The sequence below is a fragment of the Chryseolinea sp. T2 genome (assembly GCF_037203685.1).
Lineage (GTDB): Bacteria > Bacteroidota > Bacteroidia > Cytophagales > Cyclobacteriaceae > Chryseolinea.
Genome location: NZ_JBBCAU010000012.1, coordinates 46402 through 66246, shown reverse-complemented (window position 1 = coordinate 66246; position 19845 = coordinate 46402). Strand labels below are relative to the sequence as shown.

At 42.4% G+C, this 19845-nt stretch carries 13 protein-coding genes; 5 read left to right on the top strand and 8 right to left on the bottom strand.

The window, feature by feature from the left end; genetic code table 11:
* Positions 1–6: 6 nt before the first annotated feature.
* Genes WBG78_RS28775 through WBG78_RS28750 form a run of 6 tightly spaced genes read right to left on the bottom strand, consistent with a single transcriptional unit; the run spans position 7 to position 7535 of the window.
* Positions 7–921, bottom strand: coding sequence for a hypothetical protein (locus WBG78_RS28775; RefSeq protein ID WP_337329993.1), 915 nt, complete (start codon positions 919–921; stop codon positions 7–9).
* Positions 918–2627, bottom strand: coding sequence for an AAA family ATPase (locus WBG78_RS28770; protein WP_337329992.1), 1710 nt, complete (start codon positions 2625–2627; stop codon positions 918–920). The genes WBG78_RS28775 and WBG78_RS28770 overlap by 4 nt, the downstream gene beginning before the upstream one ends.
* Before the next feature lie 3 nt (positions 2628–2630).
* Complete coding sequence (locus WBG78_RS28765) at positions 2631–3821, bottom strand: restriction endonuclease subunit S (protein WP_337329991.1); 1191 nt, start codon at positions 3819–3821, stop codon at positions 2631–2633.
* Positions 3818–5287 carry a type I restriction-modification system subunit M gene (locus WBG78_RS28760; protein ID WP_337329990.1) on the bottom strand — a complete coding sequence of 490 codons (1470 nt, stop codon included), beginning with the start codon at positions 5285–5287 and terminating at the stop codon, positions 3818–3820. Before WBG78_RS28760 ends, WBG78_RS28765 begins: the two co-directional genes overlap by 4 nt.
* Positions 5284–6036, bottom strand: a complete 753-nt coding sequence (locus tag WBG78_RS28755) for a DUF4145 domain-containing protein (protein WP_337329989.1) — start codon at positions 6034–6036, stop codon at positions 5284–5286. The genes WBG78_RS28760 and WBG78_RS28755 overlap by 4 nt, the downstream gene beginning before the upstream one ends.
* Positions 6033–7535, bottom strand: a complete 1503-nt coding sequence (locus WBG78_RS28750; protein ID WP_337329988.1) for a type I restriction-modification system subunit M — start codon at positions 7533–7535, stop codon at positions 6033–6035. The genes WBG78_RS28755 and WBG78_RS28750 overlap by 4 nt, the downstream gene beginning before the upstream one ends.
* Before the next feature lie 413 nt (positions 7536–7948).
* Between WBG78_RS28750 and WBG78_RS28745 the strand changes: the two genes are divergently transcribed.
* Genes WBG78_RS28745 through WBG78_RS28730 form a run of 4 tightly spaced genes read left to right on the top strand, consistent with a single transcriptional unit; the run spans position 7949 to position 16375 of the window.
* The gene (locus WBG78_RS28745) at positions 7949–9175 is read left to right on the top strand and encodes a DUF6361 family protein (RefSeq protein WP_337329987.1); all 1227 of its coding nucleotides are present in this window, start codon (positions 7949–7951) and stop codon (positions 9173–9175) included.
* A gap of 4 nt (positions 9176–9179) precedes the next feature.
* Entirely contained in the window at positions 9180–11018 is a 1839-nt protein-coding gene (locus tag WBG78_RS28740; protein ID WP_337329986.1) for a phospholipase D family protein, read from the top strand.
* The gene (locus tag WBG78_RS28735) at positions 11018–14383 is read left to right on the top strand and encodes a helicase-related protein (protein WP_337329985.1); all 3366 of its coding nucleotides are present in this window, start codon (positions 11018–11020) and stop codon (positions 14381–14383) included. The genes WBG78_RS28740 and WBG78_RS28735 overlap by 1 nt, the downstream gene beginning before the upstream one ends.
* 24 nt (positions 14384–14407) lie before the next feature.
* The gene (locus WBG78_RS28730) at positions 14408–16375 is read left to right on the top strand and encodes a DUF2075 domain-containing protein (protein ID WP_337329984.1); all 1968 of its coding nucleotides are present in this window, start codon (positions 14408–14410) and stop codon (positions 16373–16375) included.
* A gap of 151 nt (positions 16376–16526) precedes the next feature.
* Here the strand turns inward: WBG78_RS28730 and WBG78_RS28725 are convergent, their stop codons facing one another.
* The gene (locus tag WBG78_RS28725; protein WP_337329983.1) at positions 16527–16967 is read right to left on the bottom strand and encodes a hypothetical protein; all 441 of its coding nucleotides are present in this window, start codon (positions 16965–16967) and stop codon (positions 16527–16529) included.
* Positions 16968–17037: 70 nt separating this feature from the next.
* On the bottom strand, positions 17038–17286 hold the full coding sequence (locus WBG78_RS28720; protein WP_337329982.1) for a hypothetical protein: 249 nt from the start codon (positions 17284–17286) through the stop codon (positions 17038–17040).
* A gap of 1199 nt (positions 17287–18485) precedes the next feature.
* Here WBG78_RS28720 and WBG78_RS28715 point away from each other — a divergent pair.
* Positions 18486–19838 (top strand): DUF4041 domain-containing protein, encoded by a 1353-nt coding sequence (locus WBG78_RS28715; protein ID WP_337329981.1) that lies wholly within the window; start codon positions 18486–18488, stop codon positions 19836–19838.
* Positions 19839–19845: the final 7 nt, after the last annotated feature.

The window sequence follows — 19845 nt, the reverse complement described above, 5'->3', positions numbered from 1 at the left end:
CTGTTGCTAGGGGTTATGGATTTTAAAGTTGTTAAATATCAAATTGAAGATAGGTCGGTTTGGTACAAGTATAGATCGGCTTATTATGAGTCTTGCAAAATTGTCGTATAGAAAACTCCAGAAGAAACTCATTTCATGTGTTGGGTCACGTTTGTCTCTGAGTATAGACAACACGTCCTCGAGCGACCATTTAAGATTATCCCCTGCAACGACTGCGTTATGAGCAGTTAAGTTTCTCGTATAAATAGTTTCAATTCGACCGAGCTCTTTAATCAAATCATCAATAAAAGTTTGCCTTTTAATCAGCTGCAAATCTTGTCGATTTAGCCTTATATCATCAATTGTCTGGCGCGCTCTTAAATACTCGGTTGTTCCGACTGCAGCCATGGGCTCGATTTCGCCAACACTATTGAATTTGAAATAATTAATAGGATCATACGCAGCTTCCTCAGGACTAATTAGAAGAGGTTGTTCATTTGTCAGCACCATTGATGAATGAACATGCTCCGAAAATTCATATTTTCTTTTTGTAATCTTAGGTAAATAGACCCTACCGCCAAGAATTGGAAACTTGGTTCCTTTGCTTGGCGGCTCATTACAACCTCCACAGATAGGCAATAGATTTGACCACTCGTACGACAACCAGAAATATCCACTATGTGTACCATCCTCTCTGACGGAGCCCTTAGGTCTATAGTGCTCAATCTGAAATTCAATAATTTTTATTTCACAATAGGCGCATTTATTGTGATACAAAGCATTGAGTGCAGTCTTTGTGTCATTCTTCTTGTAAGCGGTTTTTGAAATTCGCATTTTGTATATGACTGATCGCTTACATATCCGCCTTAAGCGATTATTATGGTCGTCATCGTGTTCAAGTGATGCAGGTCGAAGCGCAAAGTCTTTGCTAACCTTTCTCATAGTTCTTTAAACTTCTTTAAAAACTCCTGACTTTTTTTCTTAACGAGGTCGAAAAAGGCCTGTTCATCATAGTGTTCTGCAGTGATGACGTCCTTTATGAGTTTGTTAGAGCTTGGCCTTAACTCATCCATTCCAAAAACTGGCGAGGTAAGTAGTGCATTGGGAAGAAGATTCTTCAAATCGACTTTAACTTCATCTACAAACACACCGCGCTCAAGTGTTCTATCTACTCTATATATCTTACTATTTGGAGGAACACCTAATAATGGAATTGGGCTATGAGTTGAGACAATGAACTGTACCTTTGAAAAAATGCCATCGAGTAGCTCAGGTAACCTTTTTTGCAGTTTGGGATGTAGATGAATGTCCACTTCATCAATAATTACGATACCCTTCAAATCAGACGGGTCAGACACCTCAGGCTGTTGAGCAAATAAGCGTGACATCATATCACCGATCATTGCCACAAGACTTTTTGTTCCAGAGGCTAACTCTTCAAAAGTTACTTTTGGAAGTTCATTACCAAGTTCATCCTCTTCAATATATTCTGTTTGCTTTCTATCACTAGTCTTCTCTGGTAGCTTAATGTCTAAAAGAGATGGAATAATTTCGGGAAGCGTATCTACAATTTGTCGGATGCGCTCCTTGGCATTTCCGAGTGGGAAAATGTCAGCATCGTTTTCAATACTTCTGAGCTGAGTTTCCAAATCTAAAAGAAGTGCATCATTATTGAAAAGGCTATACGTCATACCTGAGCGTCTTGAATACTCCACTTCCCTTGACTCATAACGTTTTGTATTTATCATTTGCCTGGATGAGCCATATGCTGCTAATCCATCTATGAATAGAAGTTCTGAGCTATAGGGCGAATTTGAGTCCACTTTGCTGGTCATGACTTGCCCCCTGTTATTGACAGAGATTGTGATTTCAAACTCCTGGGCATCGGTTATTTTCTTCGCATTATCAGAATTGAGGCAAAGTCCAATGGCGATGGACTTTAAAATTGATGACTTTCCCTTTCCATTTAGTCCGGTAAAGATCAGCCACTTCACATTATCAGGAATATCCTTAATAACCAGATTTTTTATCGGTGGAAGATTTTTGACGTTAATCGTTCTAAGTGAATTGGGGACTCGCACGGGTGCCACGCCACGGAACTCTATTCGATATCTCTCAACCGTTTTTAACCTAAGCTCAAAATCATCTTGGCTAATAAAGCCTATCCTATTAAAAGTCTGATCCGAATCGTCAAAATAGCGAGACGCAGTGGACTCAATAGCCTTATCAATTTGTGTTTTATCATTCTCCAGAAAATTTTCCAGAGAGCGCAAATAGTCATTTTGAAAACTCCTATAAGCTTTTGATAAGCCCTTTGTGCCCTTCTTTAATTCTTTAACCCATGCAGGAATTTCTTCAAAGAAGAAAAACTTTTTCTTTTGTGAATCTGAGGCGACAAACTCTAGATAGGAGTTGCCGTCAGCTGTGATTGTGAATATAATGTTTGGGGTCTTGTTTTTCCAATCAGATCCTGACCAAAATGAAACAGCCAAGTAATTCTCATTGCCATAAAACCAATATCCAGCTTCAAGTCGATTGAATCTGTTACTTCGCCTTAATGTAAATAGGAGCTCAGGCATGGTCTTTCTTTTTTCAAGGAAGAACGAAAGAACCGTCTCATGAATGATTTGGATATCTTGCTCTGCCATCTTCTAAAAAATCTGATTGATTAAAGAGTTTTGAAGTTCTTTTGAGAAAGCAACGTGATTCTTGTTGGCAGTGAGCAACTCTTCTGTTACTTCAATTTTCTTTACCGCTTCATTTTGTAATCTCCGCGCAGGTAAATTTATTTCGAGATTCAGGAAGTCCTTTTGGGAAATGTTTTTCATGCTATTACTTGTTCCTGAACACAAGTCAGAAATCATTCTCCTGTACTTCCTTGAAGATAGAATGTACGAGAGATATTTGACATTGACCAAGTCTGTTGTGATCACTGTTTGCCAAAGTCTATCCGGAAGATATAAATGATCGAAATCTCTATCCACGTATGCGTTGGCTCCAACAAGTTCGGAAGTGTTCATCCGACTTATAATGATGGAATTACCTTTTACTGGTGTCTTTAATCTTGCCAGCTCGTCCTTTCTGACTTTCTTCGCTTCGGCTGGCTGAAATCTGCCGTACGAAACGGAACTAGTTTTCAAAATGCCAATATCACGGTCGGAGACATCTGCGTCTTCCGAGTTGACACTAACTCCACTTTCCAACTTATGTATCAATTGCGCTAACCGAAATGTTTTAAAGTCATGTAAATTGAAACACAGCTCTGCTATAACAGATTCAAATACGCGATTTATTTTTGACCATTGTATATTAAGAGCTTCTATAGTTTGGTCCGCAGCCCAAAGTAATTCAGCCAGGCGGGCTTGCTGGTCTTTGGGGGGAAGGAGGAGTTCGTAGTTCGCTAAGTCCTTGAATTTTGCCCGAGGTGACAATGATCCTGCCGAATTCTTTACGGCATAATCAAAGAACTTATCATTGTTAATGAGAAAGGGCAACAACTCTGGCATCAAATCTCGTTTAGCCTGAAGCACGGTTATATCCCCAGAGCAAATCCCGTCAAATGTAGACAGTGCGGCTTTCTTCAAATAAGCGCGTCTTCTACCAAATAGTACCTGTCCCTTAGTGAACTTCTTTGTGAACGTTGTGCTTTGCGCCAGTGTATCCCACCTTCTCAAGTGAATACTTTCTGAATCAATGTGTTCAAGACCAACGACTCGTTCAATTCCCTCTTTCACCGGATCACGAACAACTTCCCGCGATTCGTCCACCACGTCACCAAGTTGAACGGGTTTCCACTTCGATTTATCTATTGCTAAATCCGTTATCACTGTATCAGTCATCATTTCATTTCCAGTGTTTCAAATAGAGCCTTCATCGAATCTCTTAGGTGTTCGGAACTTTGCTGCCAATTTTCATAGGTATCCAAAAATGTTGTATTTGAATTGGTCTCTTCTGTCTTTTTCCGAACATATAGGTTGATTGCAAGCTTACCATCATTGTCCAACACCGACTTTGCATCAACAACCTTACTAAACTCATTGATCTCTTTATAAGATTTGTAAGCAGAGAATATCTTATCAATGTGCACCCTATCCAAATAGGCGATACTTTTCTCTTGTCGAACCTCACGTACGGCATTAATGAATAATATCTTCCCTTTCTTCTTTTTCTCCTTATTGTTTTTCGTAATCAACAGACATGCCTCCATCGGAGAGTTGTAAAACATATTAGGGCCCAAACCAATAACACAGTCAACCACATCATTTTCAATCATCGCCCTGCGCATCTCCGCCTCACTGTCACGGAATAGAATACCGTGCGGCCACAGCGAGATTGACCGACCATTTAAAGGATCAAGACTCTTTTGTATATGTTGCTGAAAAGCATAATCCGCACAACCTTGTGGTGGTGTACCCCAGAGGTTTCGTCCCCAGGGATCACTTTCAAATACCTTACGGTCCCATGCTTTGATCGAATAAGGCGGGTTAGCGAGAATAACATTGAACGTTTTCAGCTCATCGTTTTGCAGGAAAGCCGGGTTGGCGAGTGTATCACCGCGCACAATACTGAACTCTTCGATGCCGTGCATGAACATATTCATGCGGGCAATGGCGCTTGTGATCAGGTTTATTTCCTGTCCATATAATTTTAGGGTTCTGTATTCCTTGCCCTCGTCCTTTAGGTGCAATGCACAATTGAGCAACAGGCCACCACTGCCACAGGTAGGGTCATAAACACTTTCACCTGGTTGAGGATTCATGATCATGGTCATCAACTTCACCACCGTGCGGTTGGTGTAAAACTCCGCTGCCGTGTGACCACTGTCATCTGCAAATTGCTTGATGAGATATTCGTAGGCATTTCCCAGTTTATCATCCGGTACATTGGCAATGCTCAGCTTGTGTTTCGAGTAATGCTCAACGAGGTTAATCAATGTTTCATCACTCAGGCGGTCTTTGTTGGTCCAGTTGGCGTCTCCAAAAATTCCGTAGAGCGTATCTGGGTTTGCTTTTTCAATGGCACGCATCGCATTTTGCAATCCCTGCCCAACATTTTTGGTTTTGGTGCGCACATCATTCCAGTGCGCACCTTTCGGTATTTGAAAATGGTGGTTCTCAGCAAAGGCGGCATATTCTAGATCGCCGTCACTGTCCTTTAATGCCTTTTCAAATTCTTCATCGTATACATCGCAGATGCGTTTCAAGAAAAGCAACGGAAAGATGTACTGCTTGTAGTCACCGGCATCAATGGTTCCCCTTAATGCTGTAGCAGCGCCCCAGAGGTATTTTTCCAGTTCTTGTTGTGTCATGCTTTCTTCATGCCTCGAATTGAGTTTATTGTCTGAACTATCTTTGCCCTTCGGTCTTGCTCACGTGTGTCCGGGTAGAGCATATTAAGCAAATCTTCTAAAAGACAGTATGCATCTAGAATCTCGCTTCGTTCAAACGGTCTTCCCTTGTGACTTCCATCATTTCCAATATGCTTAAGTGCCAACATGGTTTCCGTTACCTGGTTGCCAAGGGTAGTTGTTAATGATCTTATTTGATGATCAAGCTTGTCGCCGGTTGCGTTATTTTCTATCACGAGACTCTCAAGCGCCTGTCGGATCTTATTAGCACAAGCATCCAAATCGTACCAAAGGTGGCCAAAGCTCTTTTTAACCAATGAGTATACTTGTGTACTTAATGCGTTTGGTAATCTAAAGAGCTTTAACTCGGGCTGGAAATGAGTGGGATAATAAACAGGAATTCTTTTACCTCTGTAGACTGCTAAGACTTGAGTAGTTAACCTTTCATCAAAATATATTCCATAGCCACTTATGACAACACGTTCATTGCATCCATTGCATTTCAAATAACCCGAGAAATTGAATTTTGCCAGCTCGTCAGAATTGTAGGAAATCTGAGCTGCGTTATTCGTTTCAACGGAGTTGTATGTACTTATCGATTCGTTGTCTTTTTGGAGAATGCCTTTTGAGCAATGTGGACATATCCAATTGGGCATTTTATACTTTGAAGAGAAACTATCTCTAACCCACAGTTCTTTGTCGAAACTCATGATGCTAAAAAATTAGCTAAGATCTTCTTAAATTTGTCTTCCGCTTCCACGCTTTTGTTCCAGGCTTGTTTCAAATCATTCAAGGCCTCTTCAACCGATGGTAACTTATCGTCAATTACTTTTTCTACATATAGCGGAATATTTAAGTTGAAGTCATTTTGTTCTATTATTGCTCTGGAGGCAAGCTTCACTTTTCCGCCAACGTCCTTAAAGTTGCTGTACCACTTGAAAATTCTGTTGACATGCTCAGGCTCAAGAAAATTCTGCGCTCGTCCTATTCTGATTTCATCGGAAGCATCAATGAACAGGATCTGATCTTTCGTTGTCTTCGCTTTCGAAGCCCTGAAAACCAGAACGCATGCCGCCAGCTGAGTACCGTAAAAGATACTTGGCCCCAATCCAATAACTGCTTCCAGCAGGTCTTTTTCAATCAGTGTTTGCCTAATCTTGCCTTCTGCACCTTTCCTGAATAGGGCACCGTGTGGAAGAACAACAGCCATTCGACCTGTCCTAGATCTCATCGATTTGATCATGTGTTGCACCCAGGCCATATCACCATTACCTGCAGGCGGCACACCCGCAATGTTTCTTCCAAAGGGATCGTTAGTCCAGTTTTCTGCGCCCCATTCTTTCAATGAGAAGGGTGGATTAGCGATCACACAATCAAACGTCATCAACTCATCGGCCTGAAAGAAAGCAGGGTTTCGAAGTGTGTCTTGTCGGGCAATCTGGAAATCTTCCACGCCATGCAGGAACATGTTCATGCGAGCGATAGAAGACGAAGTCAGGTTTTTTTCTTGCCCGTAAAGTTTAAGGGTTCGGAAGTCCTTTTTCTTCTCTCGTACATGCTCAATACACTCGATGAGCATTCCTCCCGTTCCACAGGCTGGATCATAAATGCTTTCACCTTCTTTGGGATCGACAATCATTCCTATCAAATGAACGACAGATCTAGGCGTATAGAATTCTCCTGCTTTCTTATTTGTTAAGTCAGCAAAATGCTTGATCAGATATTCGTAGGCTTGGCCCAATATATCGGCATCGACAGCAGAATTTGCTAGGTCATACTGAGAGAAGTGTTCGATTAAGTCAGTGAGAAGGCGGTCAGACAGCTTGTTCTTATTGCTCCACTGCGCATCTCCAAAAATTCCATAAAGAAATTGCTGATTGGCTTTTTCGATCCCGCGAAAGGCTTTTTCAAGAGCGCTTCCAATGTTTGTTGTCTTCTCACGGACGTCTTGCCAATGACAATTATCCGGTATCACAAATCGGTGAAGTTCGGGCAATAGGGCATAATCTGTGTCACCGCCAGAGTCCTCCAATGCCTCTAAGAATTCTTCCTCGTAAACGTCTGAGATTCTCTTGAAGAACAGCAATGGAAAAATATATGCTTTAAAATCAGAGGCATCGACTGGGCCCTTTAGAATCCAGGCGGCTTTGGAAAGGTATTGCTCAAGCTGAGATAGGGCTAGTCTGCTTCCTTCGATTGGTTTTTTCACTAAACAGTTTATTGGGGCGTTCAAAATGAAAAAATGCCCATTCATGACCGCTTTTGGCGGCACAGAATGGGCTCTAAGGTGTAATCTCTGAAAATTTCTGCGATTTTAAAAAGGAAGTGTGACCAATGGCCAAGGCGTCCGGATATTAGAGATCTCTCTGAGTTCAATAACTGCCGTGTGACACATAGAGATAGGGTCATTAATGCGCATATTGTTCCTACGCCAGAAGTCGATTACAACTGCTATATTTAGGTGGAATAAGTTGGGCTTGAACTTTAAATTTTGCTGGAACCCTCGTTCGCTTTAGGCATTCTTTTGCTTGATCCTTGAAAGCAGATGTGCAAAACCCCGCCGCCTCATGAGCGAACGAAGGCTTAGAATAAAATCTGCCTACTATTGTTGATTCTAGTATAATGGCTTCTATTGGCTGGATTGATTTTTCAAAAGACCACCGTAATCGTGTCGGAGCGGTATTGGATCTACTTAAGACTGAGGGTATGGTAGATGAACTCGGCCTTGGCACACTTCGAGATGGTCTAGCAAATAAATTATTCCCCGGAATTAGTACCGTCCAAACCCGGGCCCGTTACTTTTTCATCATTCCCTACATACTATATGATTATCAGCAATTAAAGCCTGCACAACGGAGGGGGAAGAGTGCGTCAAAATTTCTGGAGCAACAAGAGTATGAAGTGATGTGGGAGCTGGCAGCACGGTATAATTACGAAGAGCGCAACGGCGTAATCGGTATTACCAAAAGACGACCACATAAAATTGCTCGTAGACCGTCCGCAATCTATTGGAACGGTTTATCTATGTATCAGTTTATTGACACACGCGGGTTGGCTGCCGAGGCCTACTTGAAACAAGTAACGAACCCATCCATAGAATCATTGCTGGCCGATGCGCCTTCCGGAGATGATAATCCAAGAGATGACCATGACGCAGAATTTGAGAACGAGTTCCGTATTAAGATTCCCATTAAAGAGAACTGGCAGAAAGATCTCTACCTGGATTTGGAACGCGACGAAGCTGAGCTTTTTGCTGACAGAATTTCATCAAAAGCAAAAAACTTACTGATAGCCGAATTACTCAATAACAACAAGCTGTGGGAGATTTTCACCGCATCGAGAGATTTTATGGACTTTGTGAATGCCGCGGGAGAACTTCGACTAAGGGACGATCTTTACAACACACTTGTGCTTGCACATGACTTTTCTCAACTGATGTATGGCGTCCATCTCGCATACAACTGTCAATTGCAAAAGAAGATATTCTCCAACACGCATTGGGACAAAGAATGGAAGGCGTGGGTTGACGAACTTTCGACTTCAATGTTGAACTATGAAGGATTCAACCCCCAGGAGGTTTTTCAATACTCTTTTTCTACGCGCGAAACTACTAAGACATTTGTGACCAACTGGTGGAACCTAGTACAGCATAATTGCAATGACTTGAAAGTGAGAGATACCCTCATTCTCCGTCAAGAGGCTCTTGTGAAAGGAAGCAAAGCAAGACTGCAATGGGGTAAGACTGAAGATGTAAAGGCTGACGAATGGATTGGGCTCAGGACTTTTGACTATCGTTTTAATCAGGCGCGGACAATAATTAATGACATTAGAGCGGGATTGAAACGCTAGTAAGATGCTGCATCCCCAAAACAACAGAATCGATTATGGTGAACAACTCGTTCCTCCCCCGGGCTACGAGTTAAATCGAGCTATTGGCACTACCTATTGCTTGGAATTGGAGGCTTTGATGGTGCTCCCGGTGGCATTGTTTTACGCGCAGACGCTGGAGAGCAAACCAATTGAGATTCGCTATGATATGCTTGAAGCCATCACCAAGGCCGCGGAAAAAATTACCGTGTATTACCACAACAGCCAACTGAAAGTACCGGTTAAATACCACTATCTATTGGCCTATTGGGAAAAGGGTATAGAGGCCATCACCATGCCTAATCACGTTAGCTCATTTCATCCAAAGGTTTGGGTTGTACGGTATGAAAGCAAAGATAGACGACCGTTATACCGCATTCTAGTGACCAGCCGCAATCTTACCTTCGCTCGAGATTGGGATGTGGCCTTTTCTGCCGAAGGGATTGTTACTGAAAAAGACCAACCAAAAAATAAACCGCTCATTCACTTCTTAACCTACTTGAGTGAACATGGACAACGTGCGATAGAACCAAAGTTCATTCAAGAACTGTCTACAGTAAAGTTCGACTTTCCAGAAAAGTTTGACGGGTTTCGTTTCCTACCCGTGGGAGTGCCAAACAGTGAAACCGGAAAGTCATACGTTAACCCACTAACATCAAAAAAAAATGCATGGGATGAGCTGCTTGTTATTTCGCCGTTTCTGGATACTAATACGATTCAAAAGCTGAAAGAAGCAAGTGGTAAGACACCATATCTGTTTAGCACTAAACAGGAATTGGATTGTTTGCCTGAAGCGTTGTTATCGGATCTTGACGTCTGGCAATTTTCGAAGTTTGTCGAGGAGGCTGAGCATATGCCAGAGCTTGCCGAAGAAGGTGAAGTAAGTATGAGCCAGAATCTTCACGCCAAACTATTTATTGGCAAAGTAAACGATGAGGTTACATGGTTTCTTGGTTCGGCCAACTGCACCGATCCAGCGCAGGGGCGTAATGTAGAGTTCATGGTTGAACTTTTCACAAATAAGTTGTCAGGCGTCAAGCCACGGGATATTGTAAACTCTCTAACTGATTCGTCGAAGGCAAATGGGTTTGCACTATTTACACCGTACGAACTTTCCGCAAGGATAGATGGCGAGGTGCAAAAGCGTATCGATCTAGAAATCCGAAAAATAAAGTATGACCTCTCTCGACTCAAAATTTCAGGTAAAGCTAATAAGATTGAAAGTGGGCAAGCGTATAACCTTGTAATTGAGATTGATGCCAGAAAGATAACCTGGGCTGATACTTATACGATCAAGATAAAACCCCTGCCTGAGCAACAAAAAGCTGGAGTATTGGTCATGGCGGGCATAGTTAATACAATTGATAGTTTTACAAACTATGTTGAGACATTGTTAAGTCCGTTTGTTCAATTTGAGATCTTCTACAAGGACCTTTCACAAAGCTGCTTTCTGCTCAAAATGGAAATCGAATTACCCGAGAGCAGACTACATCGCATCTTCACATCTATCATCGATAGTCGCGAGAAATTCTTAAAGTACCTGGCGTTTCTATTAACTGGCGAAGAAACCGGTCTTATTGTATCAAATGCTGATCCGCGTGGCGAGATGGGTGTGAATGAGCACGAGAGTTGGGGTTTCGAAGGAATGCCAGTATTTGAAAAGCTTTTAATGGCAGCAAGCCGTCAACCTGAGAAGCTTAGGTCAATTGACAATCTCATCACTCGCTTGAAGTCGGAAACCACCCCGGACGATAAGCCTATTGTAACTCCTGAATTTGAAAGTTTATGGGCCGTTTTTCAAACCTTTATTGAAAAGGAAAAGTAATGAAAGACAAAATCGAACAAACACTTTTGGGCCTAAAAGATTTTCAACTCAAAACAGTAGAGTACGTTTTTTCGCAACTGTATAATGGAGACCGCAACAAGATGCTGATTGCGGATGAGGTTGGACTTGGAAAGACCATTGTAGCAAAAGGAATAATCGCCAAGGCTTTTGATCTGTTCCGTCCTGGCGCTAAAAAGCCGACTTTTAATGTTGTATACGTCTGTTCCAATCAGACATTAGCGAGACAGAATTTGAGCAAGCTCAATTTTACTGGCAATCATAAAGCAATTGACTACTCTGAAGAGGATGACCGGCTGACAGGCCTGGCGTACATCACCTCAGGAGAAGAAAGAAACTTTCCGTTCAGAATAAAGGCCTTTACGCCTGCAACATCCTTTGATGCTAAAAGCAATACGGGGAAGTCTGATGAGCGCGTGTTGTTGTACCGCTTGCTTTATAGCTATAAAGATATTGCTGACCACCTAAACAGTCTAAAGTGGATATTAAAAGGTAACCGCCTAATAAAGGACGAAACCTGGGAAATCAAAATTTGGATCGCAGAGCAATTTGAAAAGAGTAAAAACGACTTTCTCAGAAAGATAAGACCGAAGGTTTATAGTGAGTTTAGGAAGGCATTAGACGAAACTATCGACCCTGCAGAGCTACCGAAGTGTTTTCAAGCTGCTGGAATAAACTATCCCGTGAAGCATTGGACGTTGATCAAAAACTTATGTCAGCTTGGCATCCGCAGTAACAATTATTACAATTACAACTTTGCTCGAGAGTTAATAAGCTCCCTGAGGTTTATATTGTCAAAGGTGTGTCTTGAATTTCTTCAGGCCGATATCTTTATTCTTGACGAATTTCAGCGATATAAACGGATTCTGGAGGAAGGTGTTAATGAAGAGGACGAGCTAAGTCCTGCTATCGAGATTGCTCGAGAGATTTTCTCATTCGAGCATTCCAAGATACTGATGCTTTCGGCTACGCCATTCAAACCATATACCCATGACTTTGATGAGTTGAATGGTGAGGTTCATTACCATGAATTTAAGACGGTGCTAAAATTCCTTATGGGTGGCAAGTCCGAGGAATTTTGGAAGAAGTACGAACAAGATCGGCGTGAACTGTTCTTACTGATGCGTCATCCAAATTCCTTGAAAGAACAACTCGAACGTGCAATAGAAGTAAAATCCGGCCTGGAAAAACTATACCGTGCTGGAATTGTAAGAACGGAGAAATTGCTCGTATCAAAGGATAGAAATGCGCTTATTAAACACGTAAGTAAGGAGCCTGTCACATTGCAGATTGAGGATATCCAAGATTTTATTGCCATGGATAGGGTGACAAATTATTTAAATGAAAAGTACAGCGCGTCATTGTCTGTTCCACTAGAATATGTAAAATCAAGTCCTTACCCTTTGTCATTCCTCGATAGCTATCAGCATAAGGAGAAGTTGAGAAAACTCGCGGGTGAAGATCAGGAACTACAGCGCCTCCTTCGTAAAACAAAACATGGCTGGGTCAATCTTGAGAATATCAAATTTTATAAGCCGCTTGCTCCAGAACATGGAAAGCATCCTCCCAACGCAAAGCTTCGACTTTTGCTTAAGGAAACGGTTTTAAATAACGGCTGGAAGTATTTGTGGATACCACCGTCCATTCCTTATTACGAATTTGAAGGAGCATTTCGCGAGAGCTGGGGATTTTCAAAAACGTTGATATTTTCTTCGTGGAAAATGGTGCCCAGGATGGTTGCTTCACTGGTATCGTATGAGGCGGAGCGTCTCAGTATTGGAAATCCAAAATCTATTTCAGAAAAGGAGGCGATAGAAGACAAAAGGGAGTACTTCTCAAAGCGAAGATCGCCCCGTCCGCAATTCACATTCAAGGTTGATAAGGAAGCCCGGGAACCGTCGCAAATGAATAACTTCATTTTGTCATACCCTTCTCCCTTTCTCGTTCAACTCTATGATCCTGCGAGTAATGTGACGGAGCAGAACACATTGCCGAAAATCAAAGATAAAATTAAGATAAGTATTATTGATGAATTTAGGAATCGGGACCTGAATAAGTATGGAGCGGGAAAAGGTGATTGGAAAAAATGGCTTTGGGTCGCCCCATTGTTATTAGACTTCAATGATGAATTAATCAAAGAATGGTTTAACAGAGGCATACCAACATCCGAGTTGGCAATTGATGCTGAAAGTTTTGTTCCAGACAGCGATGAGACAACAGGCAAGGCAATACACTTTTCATTTGCAGCAGGAATTTTTAAGAGCCAATTGATAAACAACCTGCCTCCGCTAACAGCTGAACAATTGGACACGGTCGCCGAACATTTGGTGGAGTTGACCCTAGGCTCGCCAGCCGTTTGTTTTTTAAGAAGTGCGCTTCGAATGAACCCAAAATCATTGGAAAGTCTGGATGCTGCTTTCAATGTGTCGTCTGCTTTTATAACGATGTTTAATAAGCCTGAGAGCATTGCAATAGTACGTTTACATACGGAGGCTAGTGATTATTGGAAAAAAGTTTTGGAGTATTCTATCGCTGGAAATATTCAGGCTATGCTTGACGAGTATGTCTACTTGTTGGCCAATGGTGAGAACTTACAGTCAATCGCTGAGATGAGTGATTTCATCTCATCTATTCTTTCTGTGCGAACTGCCTCAGTTGAAGTTGATGATTTGAAGCTGTTCATCGAGAACCTTTCCAGCGAAGATCGCAAAAGAAGAACGATGCGGTCTCATTATGCCGTTGATTTTGGTAATCAAAAAATTGGCTCTGCGGCGGGTGCTGGCAGACAAATCAATATCAGACAGGCGTTTAATTCACCCTTTCGCCCATTTGTTTTGGCAAGTACATCGATAGGACAGGAGGGACTAGACTTTCATTTGTACTGCAAGAAGATTTTTCACTGGAATCTGCCCTCAAATCCGATTGACTTCGAACAGCGAGAAGGAAGGATTCATAGGTATCAGGGTCTTGTCATTCGGCTTAACCTAGCGGACAAGTATAAGAGTGGCCTTAAACCTTTGGCTCACGGACAAACGATCTGGGACCAAATATTTTCGCTTGCTTCCGAGGAGAAGGCGAACGCACCAATTCAATGTGACCTTGTGCCATTCTGGCATACGGAGTCAATAAGCGATATAAAAATTGAAAGATTTGTTCCTTTGTATCCTTTCAGCAGGGACGTTGAAAAGTTTAATAATATGCTCAAAATACTGACCTATTATAGACTAACATTTGGGCAACCGCGACAAGCCGAACTGGTCGATGCATTTCATGCGGAGGGATTTAGTGAAGAGGATCTTAGGAACTTGAATAGATTGACAATCAACCTGAGCCCCATCTGCTTTTAGGTGGAATAAAATGGATAGCAAGAGATGAATAGAAGCTATTATCAAAGCACGATAAATAATTTCATAGAAGCAGACCCGGCAGCAATATTTGGACAGCTAGCGCAAAGTCACCAGCATGAGCTTGAAGAACTTCAAAAGCGTGCATGGTTGAAGCAAATTGAATTGCTGAAATCATGGATGAGAGACATTCGAGGTAATATCTACTTTGAATTTTCAATCCCCCGAATGGGAAAGCGAGTTGATAACATTCTAATTGCTAACAACATAATTTTCGTTGTCGAGTTCAAAGTTGGCGAGGATCAGTATACAAGAGCTGCTGAGGATCAAACAATAGATTATTGTCTCGATCTACTTAACTTTCACGAAGGTAGTCACAACAAAACTATTGTGCCAGTTTTGGTAGCAACCCGAGCGCCAACGGTGATTAATGACTTAAGAAATGCGGGAAATCTAGAAAAATGTGTCCGTTGCAATGCGGAGAACTTTGAGGACAACATCAAAGAGCTTCTTGCCACTCTACTACCGACCGAAGCCATCGATATTTCTGGTTGGGAAGCCAGTACGTATAAGCCCACACCGACGATCATTGAGGCTGCGCAAGCCCTTTACAAGGGACATAATGTTAACGAAATTTCACGCAGCGACTCAGGCGCAATCAACTTATCACGAACAGCCGCAACAGTCACCAGAATAATTACCAGTGCAAAATCGGACAAGCGGAAGTGTATTTGTTTTCTTACTGGTGTCCCAGGCGCTGGGAAGACGTTAGCAGGTTTGAACATTGTAAATGAGCGCCTAAAAGCTGACGAGGATGAACACTCCGTGTTTCTTTCGGGAAACGGGCCGTTAGTTGAGGTTCTCAGGGAAGCTTTGACCCGCGACTCCGTCGAAATGGCAAAGGCACAGGGACAAAAGTTAGTTCGGGCAAATGCTGAGAGAGAAGCAAATTCATTCATTCAGAACATACATCACTTCCGCGACGACAATTTGAAGACCGATAAAGCGCCGATTGAAAAAGTGGTAGTCTTTGACGAAGCACAGAGGGCATGGCAGAAGGAACAAGTTTCCAAGTTCATGAGAACCAAGAAAGGGATCGATGATTTTGAAATGTCTGAACCAGAGTATTTGATTAGTGTGATGAATCGCCACGAGGATTGGTGTACAATTGTTTGTTTAATTGGCGGTGGACAAGAAATAAACACGGGTGAAGCTGGCGTTTCGGAGTGGTTGGTGTCGCTTAAGCAGAGATACCCAGATTGGGTGGTTTTTTATTCCGACAAAATTCTAAATGAGAAGGCTACATATTTGAACGATGAAGATCTACTGAGGTGGCTTGCAGGATGTGGACGAAGAGAAATGGATTTGCATTTGGCTGTGTCAGTTCGTTCATTCAGAAGCGAAAAAGTTGCCCTGCTAGTTGAAAGTATTTTGGAGGATGACTACTCAATAGCGACAGAAGTGTTTAATTCAATAAAGCATGACTACCCCATTTGCCTCACACGAGACATTGCGAAGGCGAGAACGTGGCTGAGGAAATGTGCAAAGGGCACAGAAAGAATCGGTATTGTTGCAAGTTCTGGCGGACGCAGATTGAGAGCCGACGGCATAGATGTAAGAAACGAAATTTCGCCAGCCGATTGGTTTTTAAACGGCAAGGAAGATGTTCGTTCTTCGTACTTTTTGGAAGATGTTGCAACTGAATTTGATATTCAGGGGTTGGAGATTGACTTCGCTTGCATTGCTTGGGACGTTAATCTATACTACACCAACGGCTGGAACTTTCAAAGTTTTAGAGGATCTACATGGCAAAAGATCAACCAGGAATCTGCTAAAAGATATTTGTTAAATTCTTATCGCGTTTTGTTAACAAGGGCAAGGCAGGGAATGATTATTTATGTGCCAGACATGGACAACTCAGACTGGACGCGGCCTAAATCTTTATATGATTCGACCTTCGAGTATTTGTCGAAATGTGGTCTTACAATAGTTTAGACCCGCGCAAAGGGTTTGTGTGAAAATAATTCCGACTTGATGCTCGGTTGGGTTTCGTCGTGAATTTTCACGTTTGTTTAATGGCTTGTACTAGCGGTGTTCAGTGTGCCGCCATCGCCGGCAGCATCGCCTCCTGTGAACGATGCTCATGTTACTTTACAGTATAAAAATTGGGAAAGGGAAACCTCGCGTTGATGGTTGTAATCTCGCCTGCGTCCTCAATAGTGATTTTGTACGGCTCTCCTTTATCGAGGTCCCTTTGCAGATTCAAGTGAGTAAGACCAACTAATAGCTTTTCACCTGAACGGGCGAACGAAATTTCTTTGGTGGTCACGTCACACTCAGTAATCGCATAGTATATTGACTCAATTCCAGGTGAATCGCTATTTAAGAAGATGGCGAGTGACACGTATTCATGGCACCCTGGAAATTCAGCCCTGACTATTAGTTTCTTTCCTTGGCGGTTCGTGTTTACTTCAATTACTTTGTGATAATCAGGGTCGATAACTTTGACCGGCGTGCAAGCGACGGCAAGAAAAAGGAGGATGAAATAGGTTGAGTACGTTACGCTATTTATTCCCGTGCATGGCATATACTTGCAACATTTTGCGCAAAAGTAAACAAGTCAAATAGATTATATTTGCGCAGTATCTACGAAATAATTACATGTCGGTAGTAACGCTGATAATGTTTTCAGTATATACACTTAGTAAACACAACATCTGATAGGCGGTGGTGAACGAATCCAGCATAAGCGCGACCATTAACGCAATAGGGTAGATGAAAAAACTCACCGCCGCCTTGTACGCATACTGCTGCAGGTACCAATCAATACCATAACATGCCAGCGGAGCGGCCGCAATAAATCCATAGAAGATGAGGCCGTAGAACTCCGACGACAACAAGAACATGATATTGTTGCGCGGTAGCGCCCATCACCTTGCGTATTCCAACTTTCTAAGTTTGCTGCTCTGCCGCGAAAGCCGTGAGCGCAAACATCCCAAGACAACCTATCACGATGGCTATACCTGAAAACAATAGGAAAAGAATTTATGGATCATCAAACGTTTTCTTACGCTCCGTGAAAATACCGATAGCAGGTCTATCGATGCCATTTTGAGGGCGCGAATGGGCAACCTGTTCGCGCGATGTAAAAAAAGTGCTTGCGTCTTTCGTCGGTTGTTACGCGATGTTGACCCGCGTCCCGAGCATCAAATCTGGACGTATTCCGTCTTTTTCTAACTTTGTATGAGAAGCCCATCTGTGCACGACTACGTTTCGTGCGGATGGGCTTTTTTGTTTACCGTGGTTACGAAACGGACATTTTTTGGCAATCGTTGGAATGCAACACACCTTATATCACTAGATGGGCTACTAGCTTTTTAGAATGAGCAACTATCACTCAGGAGAAAAACGATCACATCTATACACTAGAAACGTTAAAATCGAGATATGATAATTTTTGCTTTTTTGTCAACGGGCCCAGAAAATGCCGTGGTCTTATTTTTTGTTATTGGCGCCGTTGGACTGTTCTTTCTGTTGAGATCAATAGCACTTTGGTATTGGAAGATAGACGCCATTGTAAGCAATCAAAAAGAACAAAATCTGTTGCTGCAAAAACACGTAGAGTTGATGGACAAGCTTTGCAAGCTGCAAGAACAAACTGTCAAGATGCGAGACATGTCACAGGATGAAATGGCCAGAAAGGCAAGGCTATTTGATATATCGAATGGGCATTGATTGACCTTCCTGCGTTCACGTTGCCACACTTGGATTCGAAAAGCAGCAGTACCCGGCGCGTCCGTTCCGATGGCTGTTTGTTTTCAGGAATTTTGATCGGGCATCGGCCTCACTAAAATATTAAAACCTCTCTCAGAATTGTTGTTGGTCAGCAGGGGACGTTGTTCCATCCTACATGCTGTGACAATGGCTGTCGCGGCATTGCTTAACGTGGTAACCTGAGGTTTCGCTGATGTATTAACAAATGTCGTGTACCTATAAAGAGACTATTGACGGTTATTTAAGTAATAAAGATTAATATATGTTTTGTTTCAAGACGAAGAGGTTATTGCGCGAGAAGGAGCTCCAAATTGAAGAGACCAAGGTCCAAATGGAAAAGACTAAGGTTCAAGTGGAACAGACCAAGGTACTCCTCGAGCAAAAGGAAGCGCTTTTAAAGCAGGCGCTTTTAAAAGTTGCCAGATACGAACATGAGTTCAAAGATGTTCTGGACAAGGAGAGGCTGCTTGAAGGGCGGAAGCGCCAAGTAGTTGAAACAGAAAGTCAGCTGCGCGAACTGATCAAGAAGTACAAGGATGGTTTGGTTGTCCACAAATCGCTTGAGGCTGAAATTGAACTGTACAAAGACACATTGGAAATCGGCTCGTTTGGTTTATACGCTCCTCATTTTTCATTTGATACATCTGAGAAATTCAAGGAGGAAATACTCGCCAATCGGGCGAAGCAAAGTGCTTTAATTAAGAACGATCAGGCGGCAATTTGCGAGACCGAGTGGCCAGTGGGAGGAAGCAAGGCGGAAGGTAAGAAGATGACGAATCAGTACAAGAAACTGATGCTGTTCGCCTTTAATGGCGAATGCGATGCGTTGATCGCAAAAGTAGCCTGGAACAATGCGACAAAATTCAAAGATCGTATGTGCAAATCTTTCGAAAGCATCAATAAGCTGGGCGGGATTTCTAAGGTCCTTATCAGCCACACTCTACTCAATCTAAAACTCGACGAGTTGATGCTTACGCACGAGTATGAAAAGAAGCTCGAGGAAGAGAGGGAAGAGCAAAGAAGAATTAGAGAACAAATGCGTGATGAAGAAAAAGCGCAGCGGGAATTGGAGCGCGCCCAAAAAGATGCTGAAGACGAGGAGCGTCGGTCGATGAGAGCGTTGGCTAAGGCAACAGAAGAGTTGAAAAAGGCCAATGATTCGCAGGCCATGATCCTCAATGAACAAATCAAGCAGCTTCAACAACAACTGGATGAAGCAAATCAGAAAAAGGAGCGGGCCATTGCACAAGCTCAATTAACTAAAGTTGGTCATATTTATATCATCTCAAATGTAGGGTCTTTCGGCGATGATATTTATAAGATCGGAATGACGAGAAGATTAGATCCCCTTGATAGAGTGAAAGAACTGGGTGACGCTTCAGTTCCTTTTGAGTTTGATGTACATGCGATTATTTATTCGGATAACGCTCCGCAATTGGAGAGCGAGTTACATAGTAAATTCAGTGATCGGCGAATGAACAGGGTCAACCATAAGAAGGAATTCTTTAAAATTTCATTAGATGAAATTCAGACATTCGTAAATCAACATTCAAACTCACAAATCCAATTCACAAAAGTTGCTGAGGCAAGAGAGTATAGGGAAACCGTATCAATGATCCGGGAACTAGAGGCCTTGCTAAGCCAACCAACAGCTCAAAGTAAATTTCCTGTTTCGCTGGAATAGCGCTTTA

Excerpts from the sequence above, each read along its gene's own strand:
- WBG78_RS28715 (WP_337329981.1), top strand. The coding sequence starts at position 18,486 with ATGGAAAAGACTAAGGTTCAAGTGGAACAGACCAAGGTACTCCTCGAG.
- WBG78_RS28730 (WP_337329984.1), top strand. The coding sequence starts at position 14,408 with ATGAATAGAAGCTATTATCAAAGCACGATAAATAATTTCATAGAAGCA.
- WBG78_RS28765 (WP_337329991.1), bottom strand. The coding sequence starts at position 3,821 with ATGATGACTGATACAGTGATAACGGATTTAGCAATAGATAAATCGAAG.
- WBG78_RS28775 (WP_337329993.1), bottom strand. The coding sequence starts at position 921 with ATGAGAAAGGTTAGCAAAGACTTTGCGCTTCGACCTGCATCACTTGAA.
- WBG78_RS28740 (WP_337329986.1), top strand. The coding sequence starts at position 9,180 with ATGCTGCATCCCCAAAACAACAGAATCGATTATGGTGAACAACTCGTT.
- WBG78_RS28735 (WP_337329985.1), top strand. The coding sequence starts at position 11,018 with ATGAAAGACAAAATCGAACAAACACTTTTGGGCCTAAAAGATTTTCAA.
- WBG78_RS28755 (WP_337329989.1), bottom strand. The coding sequence starts at position 6,036 with ATGAGTTTCGACAAAGAACTGTGGGTTAGAGATAGTTTCTCTTCAAAG.
- WBG78_RS28720 (WP_337329982.1), bottom strand. The coding sequence starts at position 17,286 with ATGTTCTTGTTGTCGTCGGAGTTCTACGGCCTCATCTTCTATGGATTT.
- WBG78_RS28745 (WP_337329987.1), top strand. The coding sequence starts at position 7,949 with ATGGCTTCTATTGGCTGGATTGATTTTTCAAAAGACCACCGTAATCGT.
- WBG78_RS28725 (WP_337329983.1), bottom strand. The coding sequence starts at position 16,967 with ATGCCATGCACGGGAATAAATAGCGTAACGTACTCAACCTATTTCATC.
- WBG78_RS28770 (WP_337329992.1), bottom strand. The coding sequence starts at position 2,627 with ATGGCAGAGCAAGATATCCAAATCATTCATGAGACGGTTCTTTCGTTC.
- WBG78_RS28760 (WP_337329990.1), bottom strand. The coding sequence starts at position 5,287 with ATGACACAACAAGAACTGGAAAAATACCTCTGGGGCGCTGCTACAGCA.